This is a genomic window from Pseudomonas sp. TUM25319 (assembly GCF_056388475.1).
The window spans coordinates 2,917,238-2,938,362 of the sequence record NZ_CM150751.1; the positions used below are offsets into that span (position 1 = coordinate 2,917,238).

Here is a 21,125-nt window from a genome sequence, read left to right on the forward strand (position 1 = left end):
ATGAGGCGTTTGCGGGTTGCATTGATGTGTCTGCTGTTGGCGGGCTGCGGCAACGTCGAGGTCGAGCGCTACGCCGGCGAGCAGCCGACGCTGGACCTGGTCGGCTTCTTCTCCGGGCCGGTGCAGGCCTGGGGCATGGTGCAGAACCGTTCGGGCGAGGTGACCAAGCGGTTTCACGTGCGCATCGACAGCCGCCGGGACGGCGAGCGGCTGATCCTCGACGAGCGTTTTGTCTACAGCGACGGCACCCGCCAGCAACGCACCTGGACCCTCACACCGGACGGCAACGGCCGCTGGCGTGGCGAGGCCGGCGATGTGGTGGGCGAGGCCCAGGGGCAGGTGGCGGGCAATGCGCTGCAATGGCGCTACCGCCTGGATGTACCGGTGGACGGCCGCCACTGGGTGCTGGACATGGACGACTGGATGTACCTGATGGATCAGGACACCCTGATCAACCGCACGCGGATGAGCAAGTTCGGGGTGGAGGTGGGGCAGGTGACGCTGTTCTTCCGCAAGCTGGCGGCCCAGGACCGGTAGTCTTCGGCGGCATCCTGGTTGTGATCGGCCTGCCCGCGACATAGGCTGTAGGCCTGTCCTGCCTTCATCTACCGCACGGGTTCGCAATGACCGACTCGAACAAAGACTTTTCCCTCGCCACCCAACTGACCCGCCTGGGTCGCGATCATGAACTGCAGCTTGGCTTCGTCAATATGCCGGTGTACCGGGGCTCTACCGTGGTGTTCAAGACCATGGCCGACCTCGAGCAGGCGCGCGCCCGTTTCACCTACGGGACCAAGGGCACGCCGACCATCGAGGCCCTGGAGAACGCCTGGAGCGAGCTGTCCGGTGCGGCAGGTACGGTCATCTCGCCGTCGGGCCTGGGGGCTCTGGCGCTGGCCCTGTTCACCACCCTCAAGAGCGGCGACCACCTGTTGATGCCCGACACCCTGTACCGGCCGACGCGGGTGCTGTGCGAGAACCTGGTGAAGAAATTCGGCGTCGAGGTCGGCTACTACGATCCGCTGGTAGGTGCCGGGATCGCCGGGCTGCTCAAGGACAATACCTCGACCATCTTCCTAGAATCGCCGGGCTCGCAGACCTTCGAGGTCCAGGACGTGCCGGCCATCACCGCCGTGGCCAGGGCCCGCGGGATCAAGACCATTATCGACAACACCTGGGCCACGCCGGTGTTCTTCCGCGCCCATGAGCATGGCTGCGACCTGTCGGTGGAGGCGGGGACCAAGTACCTGGGCGGGCATTCCGACCTGCTGATGGGCCTGGTCACGGCCAACGCCGACACCTGGCCGGAACTGCGCAAGACCTACGATGCCATGGCCATGCTGCCGGGGGCCGAAGACTGTTTCCTGGCCCTGCGTGGCCTGCGTACGTTGCACCTGCGCTTGCAGGAGGCGCAGCGGCGCGGGCTGGAGATGGCGCAGTGGATGGCGGCGCAGCCGGAGGTGGCGAGGGTGCTGCATCCGGCGTTGCCGAGCTGTCCGGGGCATGAGTGCTGGAAGCGCGATTTCAGCGGCTCGACCGGGCTGTTCTCGGTGATTCTCAAGCCGGGTTACAGCAAGGCGAACCTGGCCAACATGCTGGATCACCTGGATATCTTCGGCATGGGCTATTCGTGGGGCGGGTTCGAGAGCCTGATCATTCCGTTCGATTGCACCAGCTACCGCACCGCGACCCGCTGGGCGCCGGGCGGGCTGGCGCTGCGGCTGCAGATCGGGCTGGAGGACATGGAGGATCTGAAGCGCGATCTGCGCCGTGGGCTGGATCGTCTGGCGTAGGGCGCAAAATCGGGCGCCGCTTGTGCGGCGCATCGCTGGCAAGGCCAGCTCCCACAGGGTACGTGGGCGCCACCTGACCTCGTGGGAGCCGGCCTTGCCGGCGATGCGCCGCCAAGCGGCGCCCGGTCTCACGGGCCATCAGTTCGAGCCTGCCAGCCGCAAACACAACGGCAACCACACCGCCCAGACCACCGCCAGCACCACCGCTGTCGGCAACGCGCCCCAAGGCAACCCAACCCCCGCCAGCGGCGCCCCGGCCAGATACGCCAGCGGCCCACCCACAAGCCCGAACACCACCCCCCGCCACAGCGGCCGGCGCATCCACCCGAGGCTATGGCGCATGCCACTGGCCAGCACCAGCCAGAGCAACGCCAGCCATGCCGGCAGGGGTGTCTGGTCGAACGCGAACACCCCCAGCGCCCCGAGACCGGCATCCAGCAAACATCCCGCCAGCCCCACCCGCAGCAGTACACCGATTTCCGCCCGGCGCTGCCGGCACAACAGCACATGCGCCACCAGCCCGATCACCACCGCTAGCAACAGCCACGGCTGCCGCGCCCCGAGCACGCAACCCCACCAGCCGGCCTGCAGCCACAGGGCATTGCCGATCAGCCAGCGCCGCGAGCCTTCAGGCATCCAGCACCGGCGCCCGCCGCGCCGCTGGCGCCGCCCAGAGCAATTGCGCCACGCCAATGGCGCGCTCTTCGAAGCCGCCACGGCAGTAGCACAGGTAGAACTCCCACAGCCGCTGGAAATGCTCGTCATAGCCCATGTCCAGCAAGGCCGGGCGTGCGCGCTGGAGGTTGTCCTGCCAGTGGCGCAGGGTGCGGGCGTAGTCCTGGCCAAAGTCTTCCATGTGCACCAGGTTCAGGCCGGTCTCGCGGCTGGCGGTGTCCAGCAGCACGCTCAGCGACGGCAGGGCACCGCCGGGGAAGATGTAACGCTGGATGAAGTCCACCGAGCGCCGCGCCTGGGCATAGCGCTGGTCGCGGATGGTGATGCTTTGCAGCAGCATCAGGCCATTGTCGTTGAGCAGCTCGCCGCAGCGCCGGAAGTACTCGGGCAGGTAGCGGTGGCCCACCGCCTCGATCATTTCGATGGACACCAGCTTGTCGAAATGCCCGTGCAGGTCACGGTAGTCTTCGTTCAGTACGGTGACCTGCCCGTCCAGACCGAGGTTGCGCACGCGCTGGCGGGTGTAATCGTACTGGGCCCGGGACAGGGTCGTGGTGGTGACCCGGCAACCGTGCTGCAAGGCGGCATGGATCGCCAGGCTGCCCCAGCCGCTGCCGATTTCCAGCAGGTGGTCGTGTGGGTTGAGGTCGAGCTTGCAGCAGATGTCTTCGAGCTTGTTCAGCTGTGCCTGCTCCAGGCTCTGCTCCGGACTGGCGAAGCGGGCGGCGGAGTACATCATGGTCGGGTCGAGCAGTTGCTCGAACAGGCGGTTACCCAGGTCGTAGTGGGCGAGGATGTTGCCGCGGGCGTTGCGCCGGTTGTTGCGGTTGAGCCAGTGCAACAGGCGCAGGGCCGGGCGGCCGAGGCGGGCGATGCCGCTCTCCATGGCGTCGAGCACGTCGAGGTTGGCGACGAACAGACGGGTCACCGCCGCGAGGTCAGGGCTGCGCCAGTAGCCGTGAATGTAAGCCTCGCCGGCGCCGATCGAGCCCTTGGCTGCCACCAGGCCCCAGGCGGCTTCGTCGAGCACTTCGATCTCGGCGTACAGTGGGCTGCCGGCGGGGCCGAAGGTCCATTGCCGGTCGTGAGTGATGAGCCGCAACTGGCCCTGGCTCAAGTGCCGCATCTGCGCCAGCACCGCGTTTCTGCCGAGGTTGCCCAGCAGCGGTGCGAGCCCGCCGGATTTACTGATGCTCAGGGTGGGTTCGGACATGCTCGGGCTCCTCGGGGACTGGGCGGCCGAGGCCAGGGGCATCCTGGCTGGCGCGGTGGGCGTGCAGGGGCGTGCGTTTGAGCAACAGGCGCAGGGCCTGCCAGTAGATGGCACTCAAGGTGCGCAGGCTCATCCACGGGAAGGCCAGCACATGGCGGCGCAGGGTGTTGGCGTCGAGGGTCTGGCGCTGCAGTGCCAGGTGCGCCTCGAACACTTTGTGGCCCTCGCGCCAGTTCTCCATGTGGATGCGCAGGCCGTTGTCGGTCAGGCGAAAGTCCATGCGGTAGTCCATGTCCAGCGGCAGGAAGGGCGAGACATGGAATGCCTTGGCCAGGGCGAAGCGCCGGGGCTGGCCCGGTTCGACCGGCAGCACATAGTGAAAGCGTTCGCGCCACGGCGTGTTGCGCACCTCCAGCAGGATCGCCAGCAGTTCCCCGGTAGCGTCGTGGCAGAAGTAGAAGCTCACCGGGTTGAACGACAGGCCCCAGCAACGTGGCTGGGTCAGCAGGTGCACGGCACCGTCCGGTGTCTTTCCGGTGGCCTGGCCTACCAGCGCGCGCGCCGCGTCGGCCAGGGATTGCCCGTGGCGGGTGCGGGCCGGCAGGTAGTCGGTGTCGCGCAGGCAGAGCGGCGCCAGGCGCGAGCGCCCGAGCCAGCGCGACAGGCCCAGCCAGCGTGGTTGTTCGTCCAGGTCGAGGTAGAGCATGCCGATCCGGTAGCGGAACGCATGGGGCCGTGGGGTCAGGCGCCGGTGGCTGACCCAGCCGTGGCACAGGTGGCTGTTCACAGGCGCTCTCCGAAGTATTCGGCCACGCGCAGGGCGCTGTTCACGCCGTCCTCGTGAAAGCCGTTGGCCCAGTAGGCGCCGCAATAGAAGCTGTGCTGCCGCCCCTGCAGTTCGGCCTCGCGGGCCTGGGCGGCGACGGCGCCGAGGCTGTATTGCGGGTGGGCGTAGTCGAAGCGCGCCAGGATCTGCGCCGGATCGATCAGCGCGGTCTGGTTGAGGCTGACGCAGAAGGTCACCGGGGCGTCGATGCCTTGCAGCAGGTTCATGTCGTAGGTCAGGGTCGCGGGGGCCTGCTCGACTTCACCGAGGCGATAGTTCCAGGCCGCCCAGGCTTTGCGCCGGCGTGGCAGCAGGCGGGTATCGGTGTGCAGCACCACATCGTTGCTGGCGTAGCCGAGGTCGCCCAGCACCTGGCGCTCGGCTTCGCTCGGGGCTTCCAGCATGGCCAGCGCCTGGTCGCTGTGGCAGGCGAACACCACGCGGTCGAAGCGTTCGCTGCCGGCGCGGCTGGTGAGTTCGACGCCGGCCTCGTCGCGGCGCACCCGGCTTACCGGACAGTTGGTGCGGATGCGTTCGGCGAAGCGCCGGCACAGCGGCGCGACATAGGCCCGTGAACCCCCTTCGATCACCCGCCATTGCGGACGGTGATTGACCGACAGCAGGCCGTGGTTGCGGCAGAAGCGGACGAAGAACTGCAAGGGGAAACCGAGCATGTCGGCCCGTGACATCGACCAGATGGCCGAGCCCATGGGCACCACGTAGTGGTCGATGAAGCGCCGCCCGTAGCCCTGCGCGGCGAGATAGTCACCGAGGCGGGTGGTCGACTCGATGCGCCCGGCATCGAAGTCGGCCAGCGCCTGGCGGTTGAAGCGCAGGATATCCCGCAGCATGCCCCAGAACCCCGGGGACAACAGGTTGCGGCGCTGGGCAAAGAGGCTGTCGAGGTCGTGGCCGTTGTATTCGAAGCCGCTGGCCGGGTCGTGAACCGAAAAGCTCATGTCGGTGGGCCGCGAGGCCACGCCAAGCTGCTCCAGCAGGCGGATGAAGTTGGGGTAGGTCCAGTCGTTGAACACGATGAAACCGGTGTCGATGGCGTACTGTCGGCCTTGCCAGCTCACGTCGACGGTGTGGGTGTGACCGCCGATCCAGTCGGCGGCCTCGAACACCGTGACTTCGTGACGCCGGGACAACAGCCAGGCACTGGTCAGGCCGGCGATACCGCTGCCGATGATGGCGATGCGCATGGGCGTCAGTCCTGTCCGGGGCGGGCCATGCGCCGGCCCAGCCACAGCCGGCAGCGCGCCGGCAGGGCACCGAGCAGGCGCAGGATGAAAATGAAAAGACCGGGGAAGGCAATTTCCAGCGGGCGGCGTGGCAGGCGCCTAGCGATATGCCGGGCGGCGCGTTCGGCGCTCCACAGTTGTGGCATGGGAAAGTCGTTGCGCCGGGTCAGCGGGGTGTCGACGAAGCCGGGGCTGACCAGGGTGACGTCGATGCCTTCAGCAATCAGGTCGATGCGCAGCGACTCCACCAGGTAACGCAGCGCCGCCTTGGACGCGCCGTAGGCCGCTGCCCGGGGCAACGCCAGCCAGGCCACCGAGCTGGCGACCACCACCAGGTGCGGCCGCTGCCCGCGGCGCAGCAGCGGCAGTGCGGCCTGCAGGCACTGGCTGGTGCCCAGCAGGTTGGTGCGCATCACCCGCTCGACGGTGTCGCTGTCGAACTGGCCGGGCTCCAGGTATTCACAGGTGCCGGCGTTGAGGATCACCAGATCGAGGGCGCCCCATTGTTCGCTGATGTCTTCGACGATTGCCTCGACCTGCTGCCGGTCTGTGATATCGCCGAGGGCCAGCAGTGTCTGCCGGGGATGCTGGGCCTTGAGTGCCTCGACGGACTCGGCCGTGCGTGCGCCCAGGGCGACCTTGTGGCCCTGGTCCAGCAGGACTTCGGCCAGAGCAGCACCGATGCCGCTGCCGGCACCGGTCAGCCAGCAGCGGCTCATGACAGGCGGCCCTTGAGCCAGCCGATCAGTCCGCCAAGCACCGGCACATGCTCGTAGAGCAGGGCGCCGGCATCGAAGTAGTCCTGGTGGAAGTGCACGCGGTCGGTCCACTTCAGGTGGCTGCAACCGTCGAGGTGGATGGGGTGGTTGCCGTTCAGGCGGGGATGCCGAAAGTGCAGGGTCCAGCGCAGGTAGCCCTGGCCTGGGCGGGCTTCGTCGGCGCCGTGGAATTCGTAGTTGATGTCCTGGACGTTGGCGTAGAGCTGGGTGAAGTAGTCTCGCAACGCTGGCAGGCCGTGGATGCGGTGCAGCGGGTCGCGAAACTCGATGTCCTCGCGGTACAACTCGCCCAGCCGGCTCAGGTTGCCGGCGTCCAGCGCGGCGAACTGGCGGGCGAAGCCGTTGAGGTAATCGGACATGGCGGCTCCAGGGAATCTTGTACAAACAGGATTGTTTGTACAGGTATTTCCTGAAGCCTAGGCAAGAAGCTGTACAAGTCAATTCGCTTGTACAGCTTTTTTGCACTCGGTCAGGTGGCGGGCGGCAGCGTGGCCATGTCGATCACGAAGCGGTACTTCACATCGCCGGCGATCATGCGGCTGTAGGCTTCGTTGATGTGGCGAATGTCGAGCATCTCCACGTCGCAGCGGATGTCGTGGCGGGCGCAGAAGTCGAGCACTTCCTGGGTTTCGGCGATGCCGCCGATCAGCGAGCCGGCGATGCCCCGGCGCTTGAGCACCAGGTGCGCAGCGTCGATGGCCGGTTCGATGGGTTCGATCAGCCCCACCAGGATGTGCACGCCGTTGAACTTCAGGGTCTGGAGGTAGGGGTTGAGATCGTGCTGTACCGGGATGGTGTCGAGCAGGAAGTCGAAATGGTCCGCCACCGAGGCCATCTGCTGCGGATCGGTGGAGACGATCACATGGTCTGCGCCCTGGCGCTGGGCTTCCTCGGCCTTGGCCGGCGAGCGGGTGAACACCGTGACTTCGGCGCCCAGTGCCTTGGCCAGCTTGATGCCCATATGGCCGAGTCCGCCCATGCCGAGGATGCCGATGCGGTGGCCGGGGCCGACGCCGTGGTGACGCAACGGCGACCAGGTGGTGATGCCGGCGCAGAGGATCGGTGCGGCGCTGGGCAGGTCCATGCCCTCGGGAATGCGCAGGACGAAGTCTTCCCGCACCACGATGCTGCTGGAATAGCCGCCGAGGGTGTAGCTGCCGTCCACCCGGTCGGGGGTGGTGTAGGTCATGGTCGGGCCTTCGAGGCAGTACTGTTCGAGGTCGGCGTGGCAGGCCTCGCAGTGCTGGCAGGAATCGACCATGCAGCCGACGCCCACCAGGTCGCCGGGCTGGTATTGGCTGGCGGCGCTGCCGGTGGCGCGGACCCGGCCGATGATCTCGTGGCCCGGCATCAGCGGGTACACGGCGATGCCCCATTCGTTGCGGGCCTGGTGAATGTCGGAATGGCAGACGCCGCAGTAGAGGATGTCGATCACCACATCGTTGGCGCGGGGGGCGCGCCGCTCGAAGGTCATCGGGGCGAGGGGAGCGGTAGGCGATTGGGCGGCGTAGCCGATGGCGGTATACATGGAGGTGCCTCTGCACAGCGGGTGAAGGCGGCGCATTCTGCGGATCATCGGCGGCGCTGCCGATGGGCATTCCTCCGCGTGTCATGCCTATTACTCCAGTACCCTGACGTTCGGCACTGCCGGCGCCCGCGAATCTGCGATCATGGCCCGTTCATTCACTGCTGCTTCCTGTCATGTCCGATTCCCGTTTCTTTCCTGGCCGCCAGGCCCTTTGCGATCTGATCAAGCCGCTGGCCAGCCGTCCCGGCTTCGTCGAGACCCGGCTTGCCGAGGTGCAGGTGCTGTCGTGGGCCGAATACGTCGCCAGCAGTCCGCAGATCTACGAGCCGAGCCTGATGGTGCTGGCCCAGGGCAGCAAGCTGGCGCGCCTGGGCGAGCGCACCCTGGACTATGGCGCCGGGCAGTACCTGGTGCAGGCGCTGTCGGTGCCGTTCATGTGCGAGACCTTTGCCAGTGAGGCGCAGCCGCTGTACGGGGTGTCGGTGGGTATCGATCCGCTGGTGCTGAGCGAGATGGTCCAGGCCATGGACCCGCTGCCGGCGGGCATGGTCCGGGCGCAGACGCCGGAGTCGATGAGTTCGGCGCCGCTGGACGCGCCGATGCAGGACGCGGTGCTGCGCCTGCTGCAGTGTCTGCAGACCGAGGAAGATGCCCGGGTGATGGGCGCGGCGCGGGTTCGCGAGGTGTACTTTGCTGCCTTGAAAGGCCCGCAGGCCGGAGCGCTGCGGGCGCTGGTGGAGCAGCAGGGGCACTTCGCCCGGATCGGCGCCTCGCTGGCCTACCTGCGCGACCACTATGCCGAGCCCTTGAGCATCGACGCCCTGGCGGGCCGCGCCAACATGAGTGCGTCGGCCTTCCATGAGCATTTCAAGCGCAGCACCCTGCTGTCGCCGATCCAGTACCTCAAGCGCCTGCGCCTGCTCAAGGCGCAGCAGATGCTGATCGGCGAAGGGCTGGGCGTGGCGCAGGTGGCGCACCGGGTCGGCTATCAGAGCAGTTCGCAGTTCAGCCGCGAGTACAAGCGGCAGTTTCTGCGCAATCCGGGAGAAGAGGTGCCGTATCGGGAATTGCCGGTGTAGTTGCCTGGCGCATGCCGGGCTTTTTCGGCGTTCTCAGGATCGAGCGCCGCTCACGCGGCGCATCGCTGGCAAGGCCAGCTTGTATGGTAGGACTTGAAGGGAGGAGAAGGGACAAAGCCAGCTTCTGACTGTTCGCGCAGTACAGACCGTGGGAGATCTCGCCCCTCCTCCTTTCACCCAAGCGCCGATAAAGAATCCTTCTGGCTCACAACCGACGAAAGATACAAGCCTGCGCCTCTGGGTGGCCCTTCAAGCCCTCAAACCATATCCGGGAAGAAAGCCCAATGGCAATGCCAGTTACTGTTTTACAGCCGATTGTGGGTGTGGACGTCGCCAAAGATGAGTTGGTGATTTACCACGCCGAGTCCGATGAGCTGGAGACCATTCCCAATAACAAGACATCCATCAAGAATTGGCTCAAAGCGTTGCCGGGAAAAGTAGCTGTCGCCATCGAAGCGACCAATATCTATCACTTGATGTTCGCTGATCTCGCTCATGAGTTCGGCTGCACGATTTACATGGTGGGTGGCTATGAACTGAGCCACTACCGCAAAGGCGTGAATATCCGCGCCAAGACCGACGCGCTGGATGCCCGGCTGCTTGCTCGGTATCTCAAGAACGAGGGCCAGGAGCTACGTCCGTGGAGCCCGCCCTGCACGCTCTATCGTCGCATTATCAGCCTTTTCCGCCGTCGTGCTGCAGTGGTCCAGGCGCGCGTCAGCCTCAAACAGAGCTGGGCCAATGAACCCCTGCTCAAGAGGGCAATAGGGGGCCAGCTCAAAGCCATGGCGTGATTAGAAGCGCTCATTGAAAAAACCATCAATAACCAGTTGAAAGAGGCCGGATTGGCGGAGCAATTGGAGCGTTGCATGAAAGTTGAAGGTATCGGTTTGTTGACTGGCGCTCGTTTGCTCACCGCCTTTCAGCGAGGAGACTTTCGAAACTCGGATGCCTTTATCGCATTTCTGGGACTGGACCTCCGGGTCTCCAAGTCGGGCCAGAAAGATGGACGTCGCAGTTTGTCCAAGCGCGGTGATCCTGAAGCTCGTCGCCTGTTGCACAACGCTGCAATGTCGGCCCGTCGCACTGCTGCTTGGAAAGAGGTTTATGAGGGATACATAAGCAAAGGATTCCGCACTACCCAAGCCTTGGTGATGCTCGCTCGCAAGCTTGCTCGCGTGGTATTCGCCCTGTTGAAAGGACAGGGCGAATACCGACCAAAAGTCAGCTAATGGGCTTCCCGAAAACCATAGAATCTCCCACAGGGTGGACTGCCACCAGGTCGCTTCACTCACTCCAGCCGTGCGCCTGGGCTGGCAACGCCAATCCCACAGGCCATGGCACGTTGCAACAGATGTGGGAGCTGGCGTTGCCAGCGATGCGCCGCGCGGGCGGCGCTCGATCTCAACGGCGGCGAAGGGCTGTCGTCATGCACCCAACCCTCAAAACTCAGGCGTGTACTTCACGCTGAACATCACATTGCGCGGGTCGCCAAAGTAGTTGTTGTAGTCGATGGTGCTGTACGCCGGCTGGTAGTACTTCTTGTCCAGCAGGTTGTTGAGGTTGGCCGCCACGGTGATCTCGTCGTTTACCTTGTAGGCCACCCGCGCATCCCAGACCGCGTAGCCTGGCAGGTCGAAGACGTGGTCGTAGGAAGTCGTGCCCGTGACCGCGGTGGTGCCCAGGCCGACCGAGGTACGGCTCCAGTCGCCCGGCAGGGTGTAGTCGGCCCACAGCTTGAATTGGTGCTTGGGCGTCCAGGTGCTGTACACCTTGTCCTTGTAGTCGGCGTCTTCCAGGTAGCGGGTGGTGTTGAAGACATAGCCGGCCATTACCTGCAAGCCGCTCAGCACTTCGCCGCTGACCTGCGCTTCGAGGCCCTGGCTGCGCACCTTGCCCGAGGCTTTCGAGCAGTACCAGCCATCGCAGTCCATGCTGCCACTGCGGTCGAGCACCGCGTGGTGTTCCTGGTCATAGCGGAACAGCGCCAACGAGGTATTCAGCGCGCCGTCGAGCAGTTCGCCTTTCAGACCCAGCTCGTAGTTGGTGCCCACGATCGGCTCGACCACCGAGCCCGAAGCGGTGCGCGCGGTCTGCGGCTGGAACACATCGGTGTAGCTGGCATAGACCGACCATTGCTTGCCCAGGGCGTACACCAGCCCGGCGTAGGGCGACACCTTGCCGGTGCTGCGGGTGGTGGATTCGCTGTAGCCGGAGTGGTCGAAGAATTCGGCGGCGTAGCTGTAGTCGTACCAGCTGGTACGGGCACCGACGATCAGCTTCAGCGGCTCGGTCAGGTTGATCGACCAGCGTGAGTAGAGGCCTTTCTGGGTGATCTCGTAGCTGGTCAGTTGACCACGACCACGGTTGGCGCTGGCCAGGCTGTAGATGTCCGGCATTGGACGATGGTGATCGATAGCCGTGTAGTCGGCGAGTGCCGTGGGGGCGCGGGCCCAGCGGTCGTCGGTGTTGAGGCGCGAGTAGTTGGCGCCCAGCAGGAAGGTCTGTTCGAAACCAAGGCCGGTGAAGCTGCCGTCCAGGTAGACGTCCAGGCCCTTGCTGTGGGTGGTGAAGTCGGTGGCCCAGTCGATGTAGTTGTTGTTGGTGGCGCCGTTGGCCGGCAGGGCATCCCACAGCGCCTGGTAGGTGGCGCCATTGTGCTCGCTCATGTACACGCCGGCGGCCTTGACCCGCCAGTCATCGCTCAGGCGGTAGCTGGCGTCGAGAAATACGCTGGTCTGGTCGTTGTCGGCGCGGTTCCAGTCGGCGCCGACATAGGTCGAGCGCGACCAGTCGGGGTTGCCGCCATCGGCGTAGCGGGGCAGGCCGAGCATGGCCGGGCGCGAGTGGCCTTTCTGGTTGGCGACGCCCAGGCCTACGGTCAGGTCAGGGGTGAAATCGTAGTCCACGGCCGCGTAGACGGTCTGGTTCCAGCCGCGCACGTAGTCGATGAACGAGCCGTTATCGGTCTGGCTGAGCACCGTGCGTGCACGCAGGGTGCCTTCGTCATTCAAGGGGCCGCCAGCGTCCAGTTGCACGCCGTAGCGATCCCAGGAACCGGCCTTGCCGGTAAGGGTCACGGTGGGTTTGTCCTGACCGCGCTTGCGCACCAGGTTCATCGCACCGCCCGGGCTGTCACCGCCCTGCAGCAGCGCGGCAGGGCCGCGCAGTACTTCGGCGCGGTCGTAGAAACTCAAGTCTTCGCTCAGGTAGCTGCCCAGCGAATAGGTATTGCGCGGGATCGGCACGCCGTCGTACTGCAGGGTGTCGATGCTGAACCCGCGGGAGTAGATGTACAGCCCCGACCCCGGCGAGCGGGTGGCGGTCAGGCCCGGCGTGCGGCTGGCCAGTTCGGTGATGGTCTGGGTGTTCTGGTCATCCATCTGCTTGCGCGTCACGACCGTGATCGACTGCGGGATGTCCTTGAGCGACTGCACGCCCTTGCCCAGGGTCACGATGCCGGAGGTGTAGGAGTTGCTGCCCTCGGTGGTGGCGACCGGCTGGCGACCGACGATGCTCGAGGTCTTCAGTTCCAGCGCGCCCTCGGCGGAGGGGGTGGCCGGGCCGATCAGGTACTGGCCGTCGGCGGTCTGGCTCAGGGTCAGGCCGCTGCCGGCGATCAGCTGGCGCAGCGCCTGTTCGACACTCAGTTGCTGGTGCAGCGCGGGCGCCTGCACCGCCTGGGCGGCGTCGGTGTTGAACAGGATACGGCTGCCGGTCTGACGGGCCAGGGCGTTGATCGACTGGTCCAGCGATTGCGCAGGCAGGTCGATGCGGTAATGCGCCTGCTCGGCCTGCAGCGGTCCGGCAACCATTAGACCGAGGGTCGCCAGAAGCATCGCCTGGCGCAGCGGGTGAACGAAGAAGGTCATGGAGTCCCCATTGAAGCGGTTGAGAATGCGTTTCATAGGGATTAGCGTTTGTGCCGGGCGAACTTTGATGTGCCGCTGAAAAATATTTTTCAGCGGCGGGTATCGACTTCCACGAGGCCGTTCTTCTGCCGACGCACCTCGACCGGTGCCAGCCGGGGCAGGGTGTCGAGCAATTGCTCGACGTTGCCGGTGGGGAATTCGCCGCTCAACCGATGCTGCGGTGCCAGGTCGCCCTCCAGGCGAATCGGTGCCGCACGGTGCCGTTGCAGTTGCGCGATGACCGCGTCCAGCGGCGTGCCGTCGAAATGGAACAGGTCCTGCCGCCAGGCGTCCAGCTCTCCGGGCCGGGTCGGTTCGACAGGGCCGAGGGCGGCAGAACTGGCGAGTACCTGCTGGTTGGCCGTGAGTGGTTGGCGGGTATGGCCGTTGTCGACTTCCACCGCGCCTTCGAGCACCGCGACACGCACGCCGCGCAGGTCGCTGCGCACATCGAACACGGTGCCGATGTCGCGTACCGCCACGCCCTGGCTGCGCACGATGAACGGCGAGGGCAGGTGAGCGACGTTGAACAGGGCTTCGCCCTCGAGCAGTTCGAACTGGCGGCTGCGCAGCCGGTACTCGATCCGCAGCACGCTGCCGGCGTCCAGTTCGACCACGCTGCCGTCGTCCAGATGCAGGGTTTCGCGACCGCTGTGAGCGATCTCGACTTGACGGTAGCCCAGCGCCGGGTCGGCCAGCCAGGTCCAGCCGGCGAGCGCCAGCAGCAGCGCCGTGCCGGCGGCTTTGCGTCGGCGCTTGGCGTTGCGTGCGCTTTGCGCCTTGGCTTCGGCCAGCAGTGCTTCGCGACCGGGCACCAGGGCGCGTAGGGATTCGGCGTAGGGCTCGAGGTCTTGGGGCAGAACAGGATTGTCAGGGCGTTGCATGAATCAGGCCTCCGGCTGCCAGCGCTGCGCAATGGTGCGCATGGCCCGCATGAAGTGCTGGGCGACCATGTTGACGGAAATTTCCAGCTCGCTGGCGATCTCCTGCTGCGCCATGCCGTGAATGCGGTGCAGCAGGAACACCTGGCGCTGGCGCGAGGGCAGCGACTCGATGATTGCCAGCAGGGCGCGCAGGCGCTGTTCGAATTCCAGTGCCATGGCGCCGTCGAGGTCGTCGCGGTGCTGCTCGACCACAGCGATCTGGCTTTGCACATAGAGCGTCCGGGTGCCCTCGGCGCGGCGGCGGTCGATGGCGCGATTCAGCGTGGCGCGGCGCAAAAAGGCGATCGGCAGGCTGATCGCCTTGAGCGGCGGCTTTTCCAGGATCTGCAGGCACACATCGTGGACCACGTCGCGGGCGAAATGCTGGTTGGAAAAGCGCCGGCGGATATGCTCGACCAGATCGTCGTAGTGCAAGGCCAGGGCTTGCAGGAGATCGTTGTCAGTCGAAGCCATGCTGGCCAGCTCAATTGATAGTGAATCTCATTTATAGCATGATGTTTCTGAGTGGGGCAAATTGGCATGACGATCGTGGCAAGCGCTTCACTGACTCTCGAACGACTGCGCAAGCAGCTCATAGCTGCGCAGCCAGTCATCGAAAGCATAGGTGACCGTCACCACCCCGATCTCCTCGCAGCCGAACGCCTCGGCGATCTGCCGGATTCTCGTCCGGCAGGTCTCTGGCGAGCCCACCACCATGTCGCCCAGGGTGCTGTCGAACTCCAGGCGTTCTTGCTGACTCATCCGCTGGTATCGCTGTTGCACTTCTTCAGGCGTCAGCAAAGGCTCGCGGGGAACGCTGCCCGCCATCATTTTCCGGTACACGGCAGTGCCGGCGATGAAGCAGGCTTCTTCATCCGACGCAGCGCAGATCACCGCCAGGGCGACCAGGCGAGGAGGGGGCGTCGTCATCCCGGATTGGCGGTAGGCCTCTTCATGCTGCCGGAAGATCGCCGGCGAGCAGGTCTGGGGCGCGATGAACTTCGCCAGCGCCAGTCCCATTCCCAACTGTCCTGCCAGGGTCGAACTGCCGCCACCTGACCCGAGCATCCATAGCGAGGGCAGGGTGGTCGGGCTCGTGGCGCAGGCCAGCGCGGCGTAGGGATGATTCTTCGGGAAATCGCCACGCAGAAAGGCACAGAGTTCGGCGGCCTGCTGCGGGAAATGATCGTACTGGGCAACGGCGGCGGGAGCGGCGAGGGCCACTGAACTCAGGTGGCTGCCACCGGGTGCCCGGCCTATTCCCAGATCGATGCGCCCGGGAAACAGCCCACCGATGAGCGCGAAGGTTTCCGCCACTTTGTAAGGGCTGTAGTGGGTCAGCATCACGCCGCCGCTGCCGACGCGCATTTTTGTCGTCGAGCTGGCGATCCGGGTGAGCAGGATCTCCGGTGCCGTACCGGCGAATTGAATGCTGTTGTGGTGTTCGGCCAGCCAGTAGCGGTGGTAGCCCAGGCGTTCGCAGGCTATCGCAAGTTCGACCGAGGTGGCGGGGGCGGTGACCGGGGTTCGGGCCTCGTGGATGGGCGTCTGATCAATTACGGTGAGTTTCAAAGACACTGCGGGCGGTTCCATAAACACTGTTTGTGCAGATGTTAACTAATTTGCAGGGTCTTTGGTGGGGAAGGACACAGGAAAAGAAAAAGGCAAGAAAAAGCCCGCCGAAGCGGGCTTGTTCAACTGCGGACTGATCAGTCGTCGGAGCTCATGATGCCGAACAGTTGCAGCAGGCTGACGAACAGGTTGTAGATCGATACATACAGGCTGATGGTTGCCATGATGTAGTTGCGCTCGCCGCCGTGGATGATCTGGCTGGTCTGGAAGAGGATGCAGACCGACGAGAACAGCACGAAGCCGGCGCTGATCGCCAGTTGCAGGCCGCTGATCTGGAAGAAGAAGCTAGCGACCACCGCACCCAGCAGCACGAAGAAGCCGGCGGTGATGAAGCCGCTGAGGAAGCTCATGTCCTTGCGGGTGATCAGCACGTAGGCCGACAGTCCGCCGAACACCAGCGCCGTCATGGCGAAGGCCGAGCTGACCACTTCGGCGCCACCGGCCATACCCAGGTAACGGTTGAGGATCGGGCCGAGCAGGAAGCCCATGAAACCGGTCAGGGCGAAGGTGGATACCAGACCCCAGGCCGAGTCACGCAGCTTGGCGGTGAGGAAGAACAGACCGTAGAAGCCGATCAGCACGACGAAGATGTTGGGGTAGCCGACGCGCATCTGCTGTGCGACGTAGGCCATGACGGCGCTGAAGACCAGGGTGAGGGCCAGCAGCCCGTACGTATTGCGCAGGACGCGGCTGACCTCCTGCTGTTCGACCTGCAGGCCGTGATTGACGGCGTAATCCTGTTCGCGCATGGCGACACTCCTGTGGGTTTTGAAACGTTGAGTTGCAAAGATCATAACAGAGGCTCGCAAAGCGGCCACTTAGAGAGTTTGACAGCTTGTTTCATTTCGGTATGATGGCGCCCGCATGACACAGTGGAAGCGTGGCCGAGTGGTTTAAGGCAACGGTCTTGAAAACCGTCGATGGGCAACTATCCTAGAGTTCGAATCTCTACGCTTCCGCCATATTCAAAGCCCTGATTATTCAGGGCTTTTTGCGTTTTTGGGGGATAGAAAAACGGCCTGTGAGAACGCCATTGGGAGGGGTATCGGTGCAATGGTATTAGGACGCGTCCTAAAACTTTGCTCATTTGGTCGGTTTGGCGAGTGCCCCGACGCGTCGGTATACCCGCTCGGTAATGTCTCCTTTCGTGTGGCCGAGCAGCAGGCTGGCGTGGTCGACATCGGTGACTTCCGAGGCCGCCTCGGACCCTAATGCCGCGAATCGGAACTGCCTGATTCGGCTGGCCAGCGCCTGCTCTCCGGCGGCTAAGGTTGCCTTCACGGCTTTTTGTTGCCGAGCATCGTCCCAGCGCTGGATTAGCATCCGCGCAGTAAACCGCCTTCCATACCGCTGCCTCCCAGCCACCGACAAGGCTGATGAGGCCCTCAACAGGGTGGCGCCGCATCCAGGCGCCCCTGACCGACAAGGCGAGCCCGCCGCCTAGCGACACCGAGCATGATTGCGGCAGTCGATCCAGGCATCAGAAAAGCAATCTGAACCCACGGCTCCCCGCCCAATACTGCGACCAAGGTCACTCCCCAGGCTATCGCAACCACCACCGCGGCGATCAGTTTCCAGCGTAAGCGATCCATGAACCCCACCTACCGAGAAGAGGAAGTCTCAGTTACCGTGGCATCTCCGGCGAGCAGTTCCATGGCAGTAACGCTTCATAGTCCGCCACAGACTGCGCGTGGGGCAGTCGCTCCAGTACGTGGCGCAGCCACGTATAAGGCTCTTGGCCGTTGATCTTTGCAGTCTCGACCAAGCTGTAAATCTGGGCACTGGCCGTAGCGCCCTTGGGCGTGTCGCTGAACAGCCAGGCCTTGCGACCGATGACAAACGGCTTGATCGAGCGTTCAGCCAGATTGTTGTCGATTGGCAGATAACCAGCCTCGACGTAACGCACCAACCGGCTCCAGTTGTTCGCCAGATAATTCACGGCCTTGCCCAGCACGCTTTGTGGCGTCACTTGGGATTGGGCCTTGTCCAACCAACTTTTCAACTGGGTCAGGACTGGCAGGCTTTGCGCTTGTCGCGCGGCAAAACGCTGCTCGTCACTGGCGTTTTTCAGTTCGCGTTCGATGCCATACAGCTTGTTGATCATCGTCAGTGCGACATCGGCCCGTCCGGTTTTGCCTTTAGGCTGCACTTTCTGCGCTTCGACAAACTTGCGCCGGGCATGCGCCATGCACGCCAACCGTTCTACGCCAGACTGCAGCGCCAACGCGTTATAGCCAGCGTAATCGTCCGTCATGACATACCCGCGGTAAGTTTCCAGCAGACGCAACGGCACTTCCTGCGCCCGGCTGGAGCTGTAGTCGAACAGCACGACTTTTCGGTCAGGCGGCCCGCTGACTTGCACCCACATCCAGGATTGGCTGGTCGGGTCTCGATCTGGCTCTTTCAGTACCTGGACACGGGTTTCATCGCAATGGATGACCGGACTTTCCAGCAATCGCTCACGCATCAGATTCAGCAGCGGCTGGACATGTTCGCTGCATTGGATAATCCAGCGCGCCAGTGTCTGCCGTGGAATGTCGATCCCGTGCCGGCCCAGGACACTTTCAAAACGGTGCAGCGGCAAGCCATCGACATACTTGGTGGTCAGCAACATCGCCAACACGCTCGGGCTGGCCATGCTCTTCTCGATCAGTTGAGCCGGTTTGTCTGCCGTGACCGGGGCAACTTCACAACCCCGGCAGCCGTAGACCTTACGGACATGTTTGAGCACGCGGATCTGCATCGGCACGATATCCAGTTGCTCACTGATTTCCTCGCCGATCTCATGCTTGCGGCAACCGCAGGCACAGGTCAGTTCGTGTTCAGGCAGTTCGTGGATGACTTCGATACGCGGCAGATCAGCCGAGAGTGGCTTGCGTTTTCCCCGGCGTGGCGCTGGCGTGACGACTTCTTCATCCGGCGTTTCCACCGTCAACAGAGGTTCGCTTTCTGCCTCGTTGAACATCGCCAGTTGCGGCGTGTTGGGATCGATGGCCTGCTCGGACTTGCGGCCGAAAAGGCGATCACGCAGCAACTTGATCTGTTCTTTCAGATCAACGATGTGAGTGGCGTAGGCTTCTTTGACTTCCTGCTCACGCGAGCGTGCTGCGTAAGCCTCAAGGAGCATTTGCTTGAGCAGGACAGGGTCATCGGGAAGGTCATCGGGCATGGAATCCATGCCGAGGATTATACCGATTCAGGCCACGAAACGAGGGGTCAAAACCTGATGTGGGCGGTTGCGCCAAAGGTCGAAGCCGTCGAGTAGCCAGTTCAGTTCCTGAACAGTCAGGACAATGGCTTCGTCAGTGGCGTCAGGCGAGGTCTTGAAGCGTTCGGACTCCAGGCGCTTGAGCCAGAGACAGAAACCGTTGCGCTCCCAATAGAGGATCTTCACGCGATTGCGCGGCTTGTTGAGGAACACGAAAAGTACCGGGTCGAACACGGCCACCTTGATATCCAGTTCGACCAGAGCGGCGAGGCCATCGATGGATTTTCGGAAGTCGACAGGCTTGGGGTAGAGATAGACTTTTTCGACTTTGGCGTCGGGGCGCATCATCGTCGGCAGGCTCCAGAAAGAAATCGGGAGCACAGCATCGGGGATCAGGTAAGCGCTTTGAATGTGGGGTTCATGGAGCGCTTACTTTCCAGCCATGAACGGGCTGAGGATAGCTTGCCATCGCTGCCCTGTAAGCGCTCCAGCAACCCCATAGTCCTGTAAGCGATACAAGGATTGCTGTCGCGGCCCAACCTGCGGCCGGGGAATAGAAAACTGCTGACACCAGCATCGGCAACCCGAAGATGAACGCCACCGTCACCGGCGCAATACCTGCGAGGGCGCCGAGTGTGAGGAAAATGCGTAGCTTGGTGAGTTTGGTCATCCCTATCCCCAGGAGTCTGCATATCGCAGGCAGCATATGTCGCCGCACCACAAAATCAAAATGCGCTGATCCGTGTCGGGACAACGTGAGAAGCCTCCATGTCGTCCTTATCACTGGCTCCACAGAGCAGACGACTCCTCCACGCAGCAGGCCTATTTGTTGAAGTGGGTGATATGCTTTGCCGCTTGCCAAACAAGGAGCGTGGTGATGGGCGCAAGGCTGGAAGCGTTTCGGGAATGGCTCACGCCGCGCAAGCGGTTTTGGTCAGGGCTAGGCCTTTTTGTCTTTGTCATTGTGGTGACGACGAAGTACCCCGAGTCGGGCCTGACCTGGCTTATCGGTCCTGCCGCTGTTTTGATCACGGGCAGCTTCATGGGCACGCCGAGCAAAAAGCGATAGAGGCTGGCGAGCCGCTTCGGCGAGTCAAGCGGCCTTGTGAGACCGTTTTCAACGCAGCATCACCGAATATCAAGGCTTATCATAAAGAGCCTAAGCTGCAATCTTCAGGATGGAGGCCTCAGCATGGAATGCCACGTTCGTCTCGCCACGAGCAGAGATGCAGCAGCGATTAGCCAAGTAGTTCTAGCCGCCCTGCGTGAGTCGAACTCACAGGACTACCCGCCTGATGTGATCGCGCTGGTTGAGCAGAGCTTTTCTCCTGAAGCCATCACTGCACAACTTGCCACGCGCAGGGTTTTCGTAGCCTTGCTGGGCGAAAACATTATCGGCACGGCGGCTCTCGACGGTGACGTGGTCAGAAGTGTTTTCGTCGATCCGGCTCACCAAAAAAGTGGTACCGGCAGGCATTTGATGAATGCCATTCATGCAACCGCTGTCTGCGCTGGAATTGGAATTGTCCGCGTGCCATCGTCGATTACCGCTGAACAGTTTTATGCCGCGTTGGGTTATCAGAAAATCCGCGACGAGTATCATGGGGCCGAGCGCACCATCGTAATGGAAAAACGGCTCTAGGCTCTGCATGAAACCCCTTGAAACTTGGTCATGCTGCGTTGAAAACAGGCTCGCCTGGCCTCCGCCAGGATAGATTTCATGCAGAGCCCAGCGGCGGGCAGGCGATCTCAATCGCCTGCCTCCATTCACTCCGAACTATGCACCACCACCAGCAACTCCGCCTGCACCTCCGACACCGTGCGAATCCGGTGCGACTTCTGCGCATTGAAGTGCAGTGCATCCCCTTCCTCCAGCACCAGGCGCTCGGTGCCGAAGTCCACTTCCACGCTGCCGCGATGCACGTAGATGAACTCCTCTCCAAGGTGTTCCTTGAAGGCGGAGTGTCCAAAGGAGCGGGGCGGGTACACCATGAACGGCAGCAGTGCCCGCTGGCCGATATGTCGTGCCAGCGGTACATGGTGGCTCGTCACCTGTTCACCGGGAGCCGCGCGTTCCTGACGGCGAACCAGGCTGTAGCCCTCCGCCGGCACCGGCTCTGAACTGAACAGCTCCTCCGCCTGGGCATTGAGGGCCTTGGCCAGCTTGAGCGCCACGGCAATCGACGGCGAGCTCAGCCCTCGCTCGACCTTCGACAGATAGCTCTTCGTCAAACCGGTCTGCCCAGCGAGCTGCTCCAGGGTCACCCCCATTTTCTTGCGCAAAATCTTGAGCTGCACCGACATCCGAAGCGGT

22 protein-coding genes, 1 tRNA gene and 1 pseudogene are annotated in these 21,125 nt (G+C 63.5%); 7 read left to right on the forward strand and 17 right to left on the reverse strand.

All coding sequences use genetic code 11. The annotated features are described in order from the left end of the window. Together AC05QJ_RS13755 and metC are read left to right on the forward strand one after the other, a co-directional pair. The gene (locus tag AC05QJ_RS13755) at positions 1-537 is read left to right on the forward strand and encodes a DUF3833 domain-containing protein (protein WP_476747373.1); all 537 of its coding nucleotides are present in this window, start codon (positions 1-3) and stop codon (positions 535-537) included. Between the two features lie 86 nt (positions 538-623). Next, on the forward strand, positions 624-1,793 hold the full coding sequence (gene metC, locus AC05QJ_RS13760; RefSeq protein WP_476747374.1) for a cystathionine beta-lyase: 1,170 nt from the start codon (positions 624-626) through the stop codon (positions 1,791-1,793). Positions 1,794-1,931: 138 nt separating this feature from the next. Here the strand turns inward: metC and AC05QJ_RS13765 are convergent, their stop codons facing one another. From AC05QJ_RS13765 to AC05QJ_RS13795, 7 genes are all read right to left on the reverse strand, one after another. After that, positions 1,932-2,429 (reverse strand): DUF2878 domain-containing protein, encoded by a 498-nt coding sequence (locus AC05QJ_RS13765; protein WP_476747375.1) that lies wholly within the window; start codon positions 2,427-2,429, stop codon positions 1,932-1,934. Next, on the reverse strand, positions 2,422-3,681 hold the full coding sequence (locus AC05QJ_RS13770; protein WP_476747376.1) for a class I SAM-dependent methyltransferase: 1,260 nt from the start codon (positions 3,679-3,681) through the stop codon (positions 2,422-2,424). The genes AC05QJ_RS13765 and AC05QJ_RS13770 overlap by 8 nt, the downstream gene beginning before the upstream one ends. After that, complete coding sequence (locus AC05QJ_RS13775) at positions 3,653-4,468, reverse strand: DUF1365 domain-containing protein (protein ID WP_476747377.1); 816 nt, start codon at positions 4,466-4,468, stop codon at positions 3,653-3,655. Before AC05QJ_RS13775 ends, AC05QJ_RS13770 begins: the two co-directional genes overlap by 29 nt. Continuing rightward, positions 4,465-5,712, reverse strand: a complete 1,248-nt coding sequence (locus tag AC05QJ_RS13780) for an NAD(P)/FAD-dependent oxidoreductase (protein WP_476747378.1) — start codon at positions 5,710-5,712, stop codon at positions 4,465-4,467. The genes AC05QJ_RS13775 and AC05QJ_RS13780 overlap by 4 nt, the downstream gene beginning before the upstream one ends. Before the next feature lie 5 nt (positions 5,713-5,717). Next, positions 5,718-6,470, reverse strand: coding sequence for an SDR family NAD(P)-dependent oxidoreductase (locus AC05QJ_RS13785; protein WP_476747379.1), 753 nt, complete (start codon positions 6,468-6,470; stop codon positions 5,718-5,720). After that, positions 6,467-6,889 (reverse strand): nuclear transport factor 2 family protein, encoded by a 423-nt coding sequence (locus AC05QJ_RS13790; RefSeq protein ID WP_476747380.1) that lies wholly within the window; start codon positions 6,887-6,889, stop codon positions 6,467-6,469. Before AC05QJ_RS13790 ends, AC05QJ_RS13785 begins: the two co-directional genes overlap by 4 nt. Positions 6,890-6,999: 110 nt before the next feature. Continuing rightward, the gene (locus tag AC05QJ_RS13795; RefSeq protein ID WP_476747381.1) at positions 7,000-8,058 is read right to left on the reverse strand and encodes an NAD(P)-dependent alcohol dehydrogenase; all 1,059 of its coding nucleotides are present in this window, start codon (positions 8,056-8,058) and stop codon (positions 7,000-7,002) included. A 173-nt stretch (positions 8,059-8,231) separates the two neighbouring features. Between AC05QJ_RS13795 and AC05QJ_RS13800 the strand changes: the two genes are divergently transcribed. Both AC05QJ_RS13800 and AC05QJ_RS13805 read left to right on the forward strand, forming a co-directional pair. Next, positions 8,232-9,137, forward strand: coding sequence for an AraC family transcriptional regulator (locus AC05QJ_RS13800; protein ID WP_476747382.1), 906 nt, complete (start codon positions 8,232-8,234; stop codon positions 9,135-9,137). Positions 9,138-9,421: 284 nt separating this feature from the next. Beyond that, positions 9,422-10,369: pseudogene (locus AC05QJ_RS13805) on the forward strand (IS110 family RNA-guided transposase). 210 nt (positions 10,370-10,579) lie between these two features. Here the strand turns inward: AC05QJ_RS13805 and AC05QJ_RS13810 are convergent. The 5 genes from AC05QJ_RS13810 to AC05QJ_RS13830 form a co-directional block, all read right to left on the reverse strand. Further along, positions 10,580-13,045 (reverse strand): TonB-dependent siderophore receptor, encoded by a 2,466-nt coding sequence (locus AC05QJ_RS13810; protein WP_476747383.1) that lies wholly within the window; start codon positions 13,043-13,045, stop codon positions 10,580-10,582. Between the two features lie 53 nt (positions 13,046-13,098). Further along, the gene (locus tag AC05QJ_RS13815) at positions 13,099-13,932 is read right to left on the reverse strand and encodes a FecR family protein (protein WP_476747384.1); all 834 of its coding nucleotides are present in this window, start codon (positions 13,930-13,932) and stop codon (positions 13,099-13,101) included. A gap of 3 nt (positions 13,933-13,935) precedes the next feature. Beyond that, the gene (locus tag AC05QJ_RS13820) at positions 13,936-14,445 is read right to left on the reverse strand and encodes an RNA polymerase sigma factor (protein ID WP_476747385.1); all 510 of its coding nucleotides are present in this window, start codon (positions 14,443-14,445) and stop codon (positions 13,936-13,938) included. Positions 14,446-14,532: 87 nt separating this feature from the next. Further along, positions 14,533-15,549, reverse strand: coding sequence for an MsnO8 family LLM class oxidoreductase (locus AC05QJ_RS13825; protein WP_476747386.1), 1,017 nt, complete (start codon positions 15,547-15,549; stop codon positions 14,533-14,535). Between the two features lie 131 nt (positions 15,550-15,680). Beyond that, positions 15,681-16,352: a Bax inhibitor-1/YccA family protein gene (locus AC05QJ_RS13830; RefSeq protein WP_476747387.1), complete on the reverse strand. Its 672-nt coding sequence runs from the start codon at positions 16,350-16,352 to the stop codon at positions 15,681-15,683. A gap of 125 nt (positions 16,353-16,477) precedes the next feature. On the opposite strand from AC05QJ_RS13830, the gene AC05QJ_RS13835 reads away from it, so the two are divergent. Beyond that, positions 16,478-16,565: transfer RNA gene (locus AC05QJ_RS13835), tRNA-Ser, on the forward strand. 121 nt (positions 16,566-16,686) lie between these two features. Here the strand turns inward: AC05QJ_RS13835 and AC05QJ_RS13840 are convergent. The 4 genes from AC05QJ_RS13840 to AC05QJ_RS13855 form a co-directional block, all read right to left on the reverse strand. Beyond that, positions 16,687-16,926 carry a hypothetical protein gene (locus AC05QJ_RS13840; RefSeq protein WP_476747388.1) on the reverse strand — a complete coding sequence of 80 codons (240 nt, stop codon included), beginning with the start codon at positions 16,924-16,926 and terminating at the stop codon, positions 16,687-16,689. Between the two features lie 301 nt (positions 16,927-17,227). Continuing rightward, positions 17,228-18,781: an IS66 family transposase gene (gene tnpC / locus AC05QJ_RS13845; protein WP_476743066.1), complete on the reverse strand. Its 1,554-nt coding sequence runs from the start codon at positions 18,779-18,781 to the stop codon at positions 17,228-17,230. 18 nt (positions 18,782-18,799) lie between these two features. Continuing rightward, positions 18,800-19,159, reverse strand: coding sequence for an IS66 family insertion sequence element accessory protein TnpB (gene tnpB, locus AC05QJ_RS13850; protein WP_004883347.1), 360 nt, complete (start codon positions 19,157-19,159; stop codon positions 18,800-18,802). Positions 19,160-19,229: 70 nt separating this feature from the next. Then, positions 19,230-19,481, reverse strand: coding sequence for a hypothetical protein (locus tag AC05QJ_RS13855; RefSeq protein WP_476747389.1), 252 nt, complete (start codon positions 19,479-19,481; stop codon positions 19,230-19,232). A 207-nt stretch (positions 19,482-19,688) separates the two neighbouring features. Between AC05QJ_RS13855 and AC05QJ_RS13860 the strand changes: the two genes are divergently transcribed. Then, complete coding sequence (locus AC05QJ_RS13860; RefSeq protein ID WP_476747390.1) at positions 19,689-19,880, forward strand: hypothetical protein; 192 nt, start codon at positions 19,689-19,691, stop codon at positions 19,878-19,880. Positions 19,881-20,003: 123 nt separating this feature from the next. After that, on the forward strand, positions 20,004-20,453 hold the full coding sequence (locus AC05QJ_RS13865; RefSeq protein ID WP_476747391.1) for a GNAT family N-acetyltransferase: 450 nt from the start codon (positions 20,004-20,006) through the stop codon (positions 20,451-20,453). 125 nt (positions 20,454-20,578) lie between these two features. Here AC05QJ_RS13865 and AC05QJ_RS13870 read toward each other — a convergent pair whose 3' ends face one another. After that, on the reverse strand, positions 20,579-21,115 hold the full coding sequence (locus tag AC05QJ_RS13870; protein ID WP_476747392.1) for a helix-turn-helix domain-containing protein: 537 nt from the start codon (positions 21,113-21,115) through the stop codon (positions 20,579-20,581). Positions 21,116-21,125: the final 10 nt, after the last annotated feature.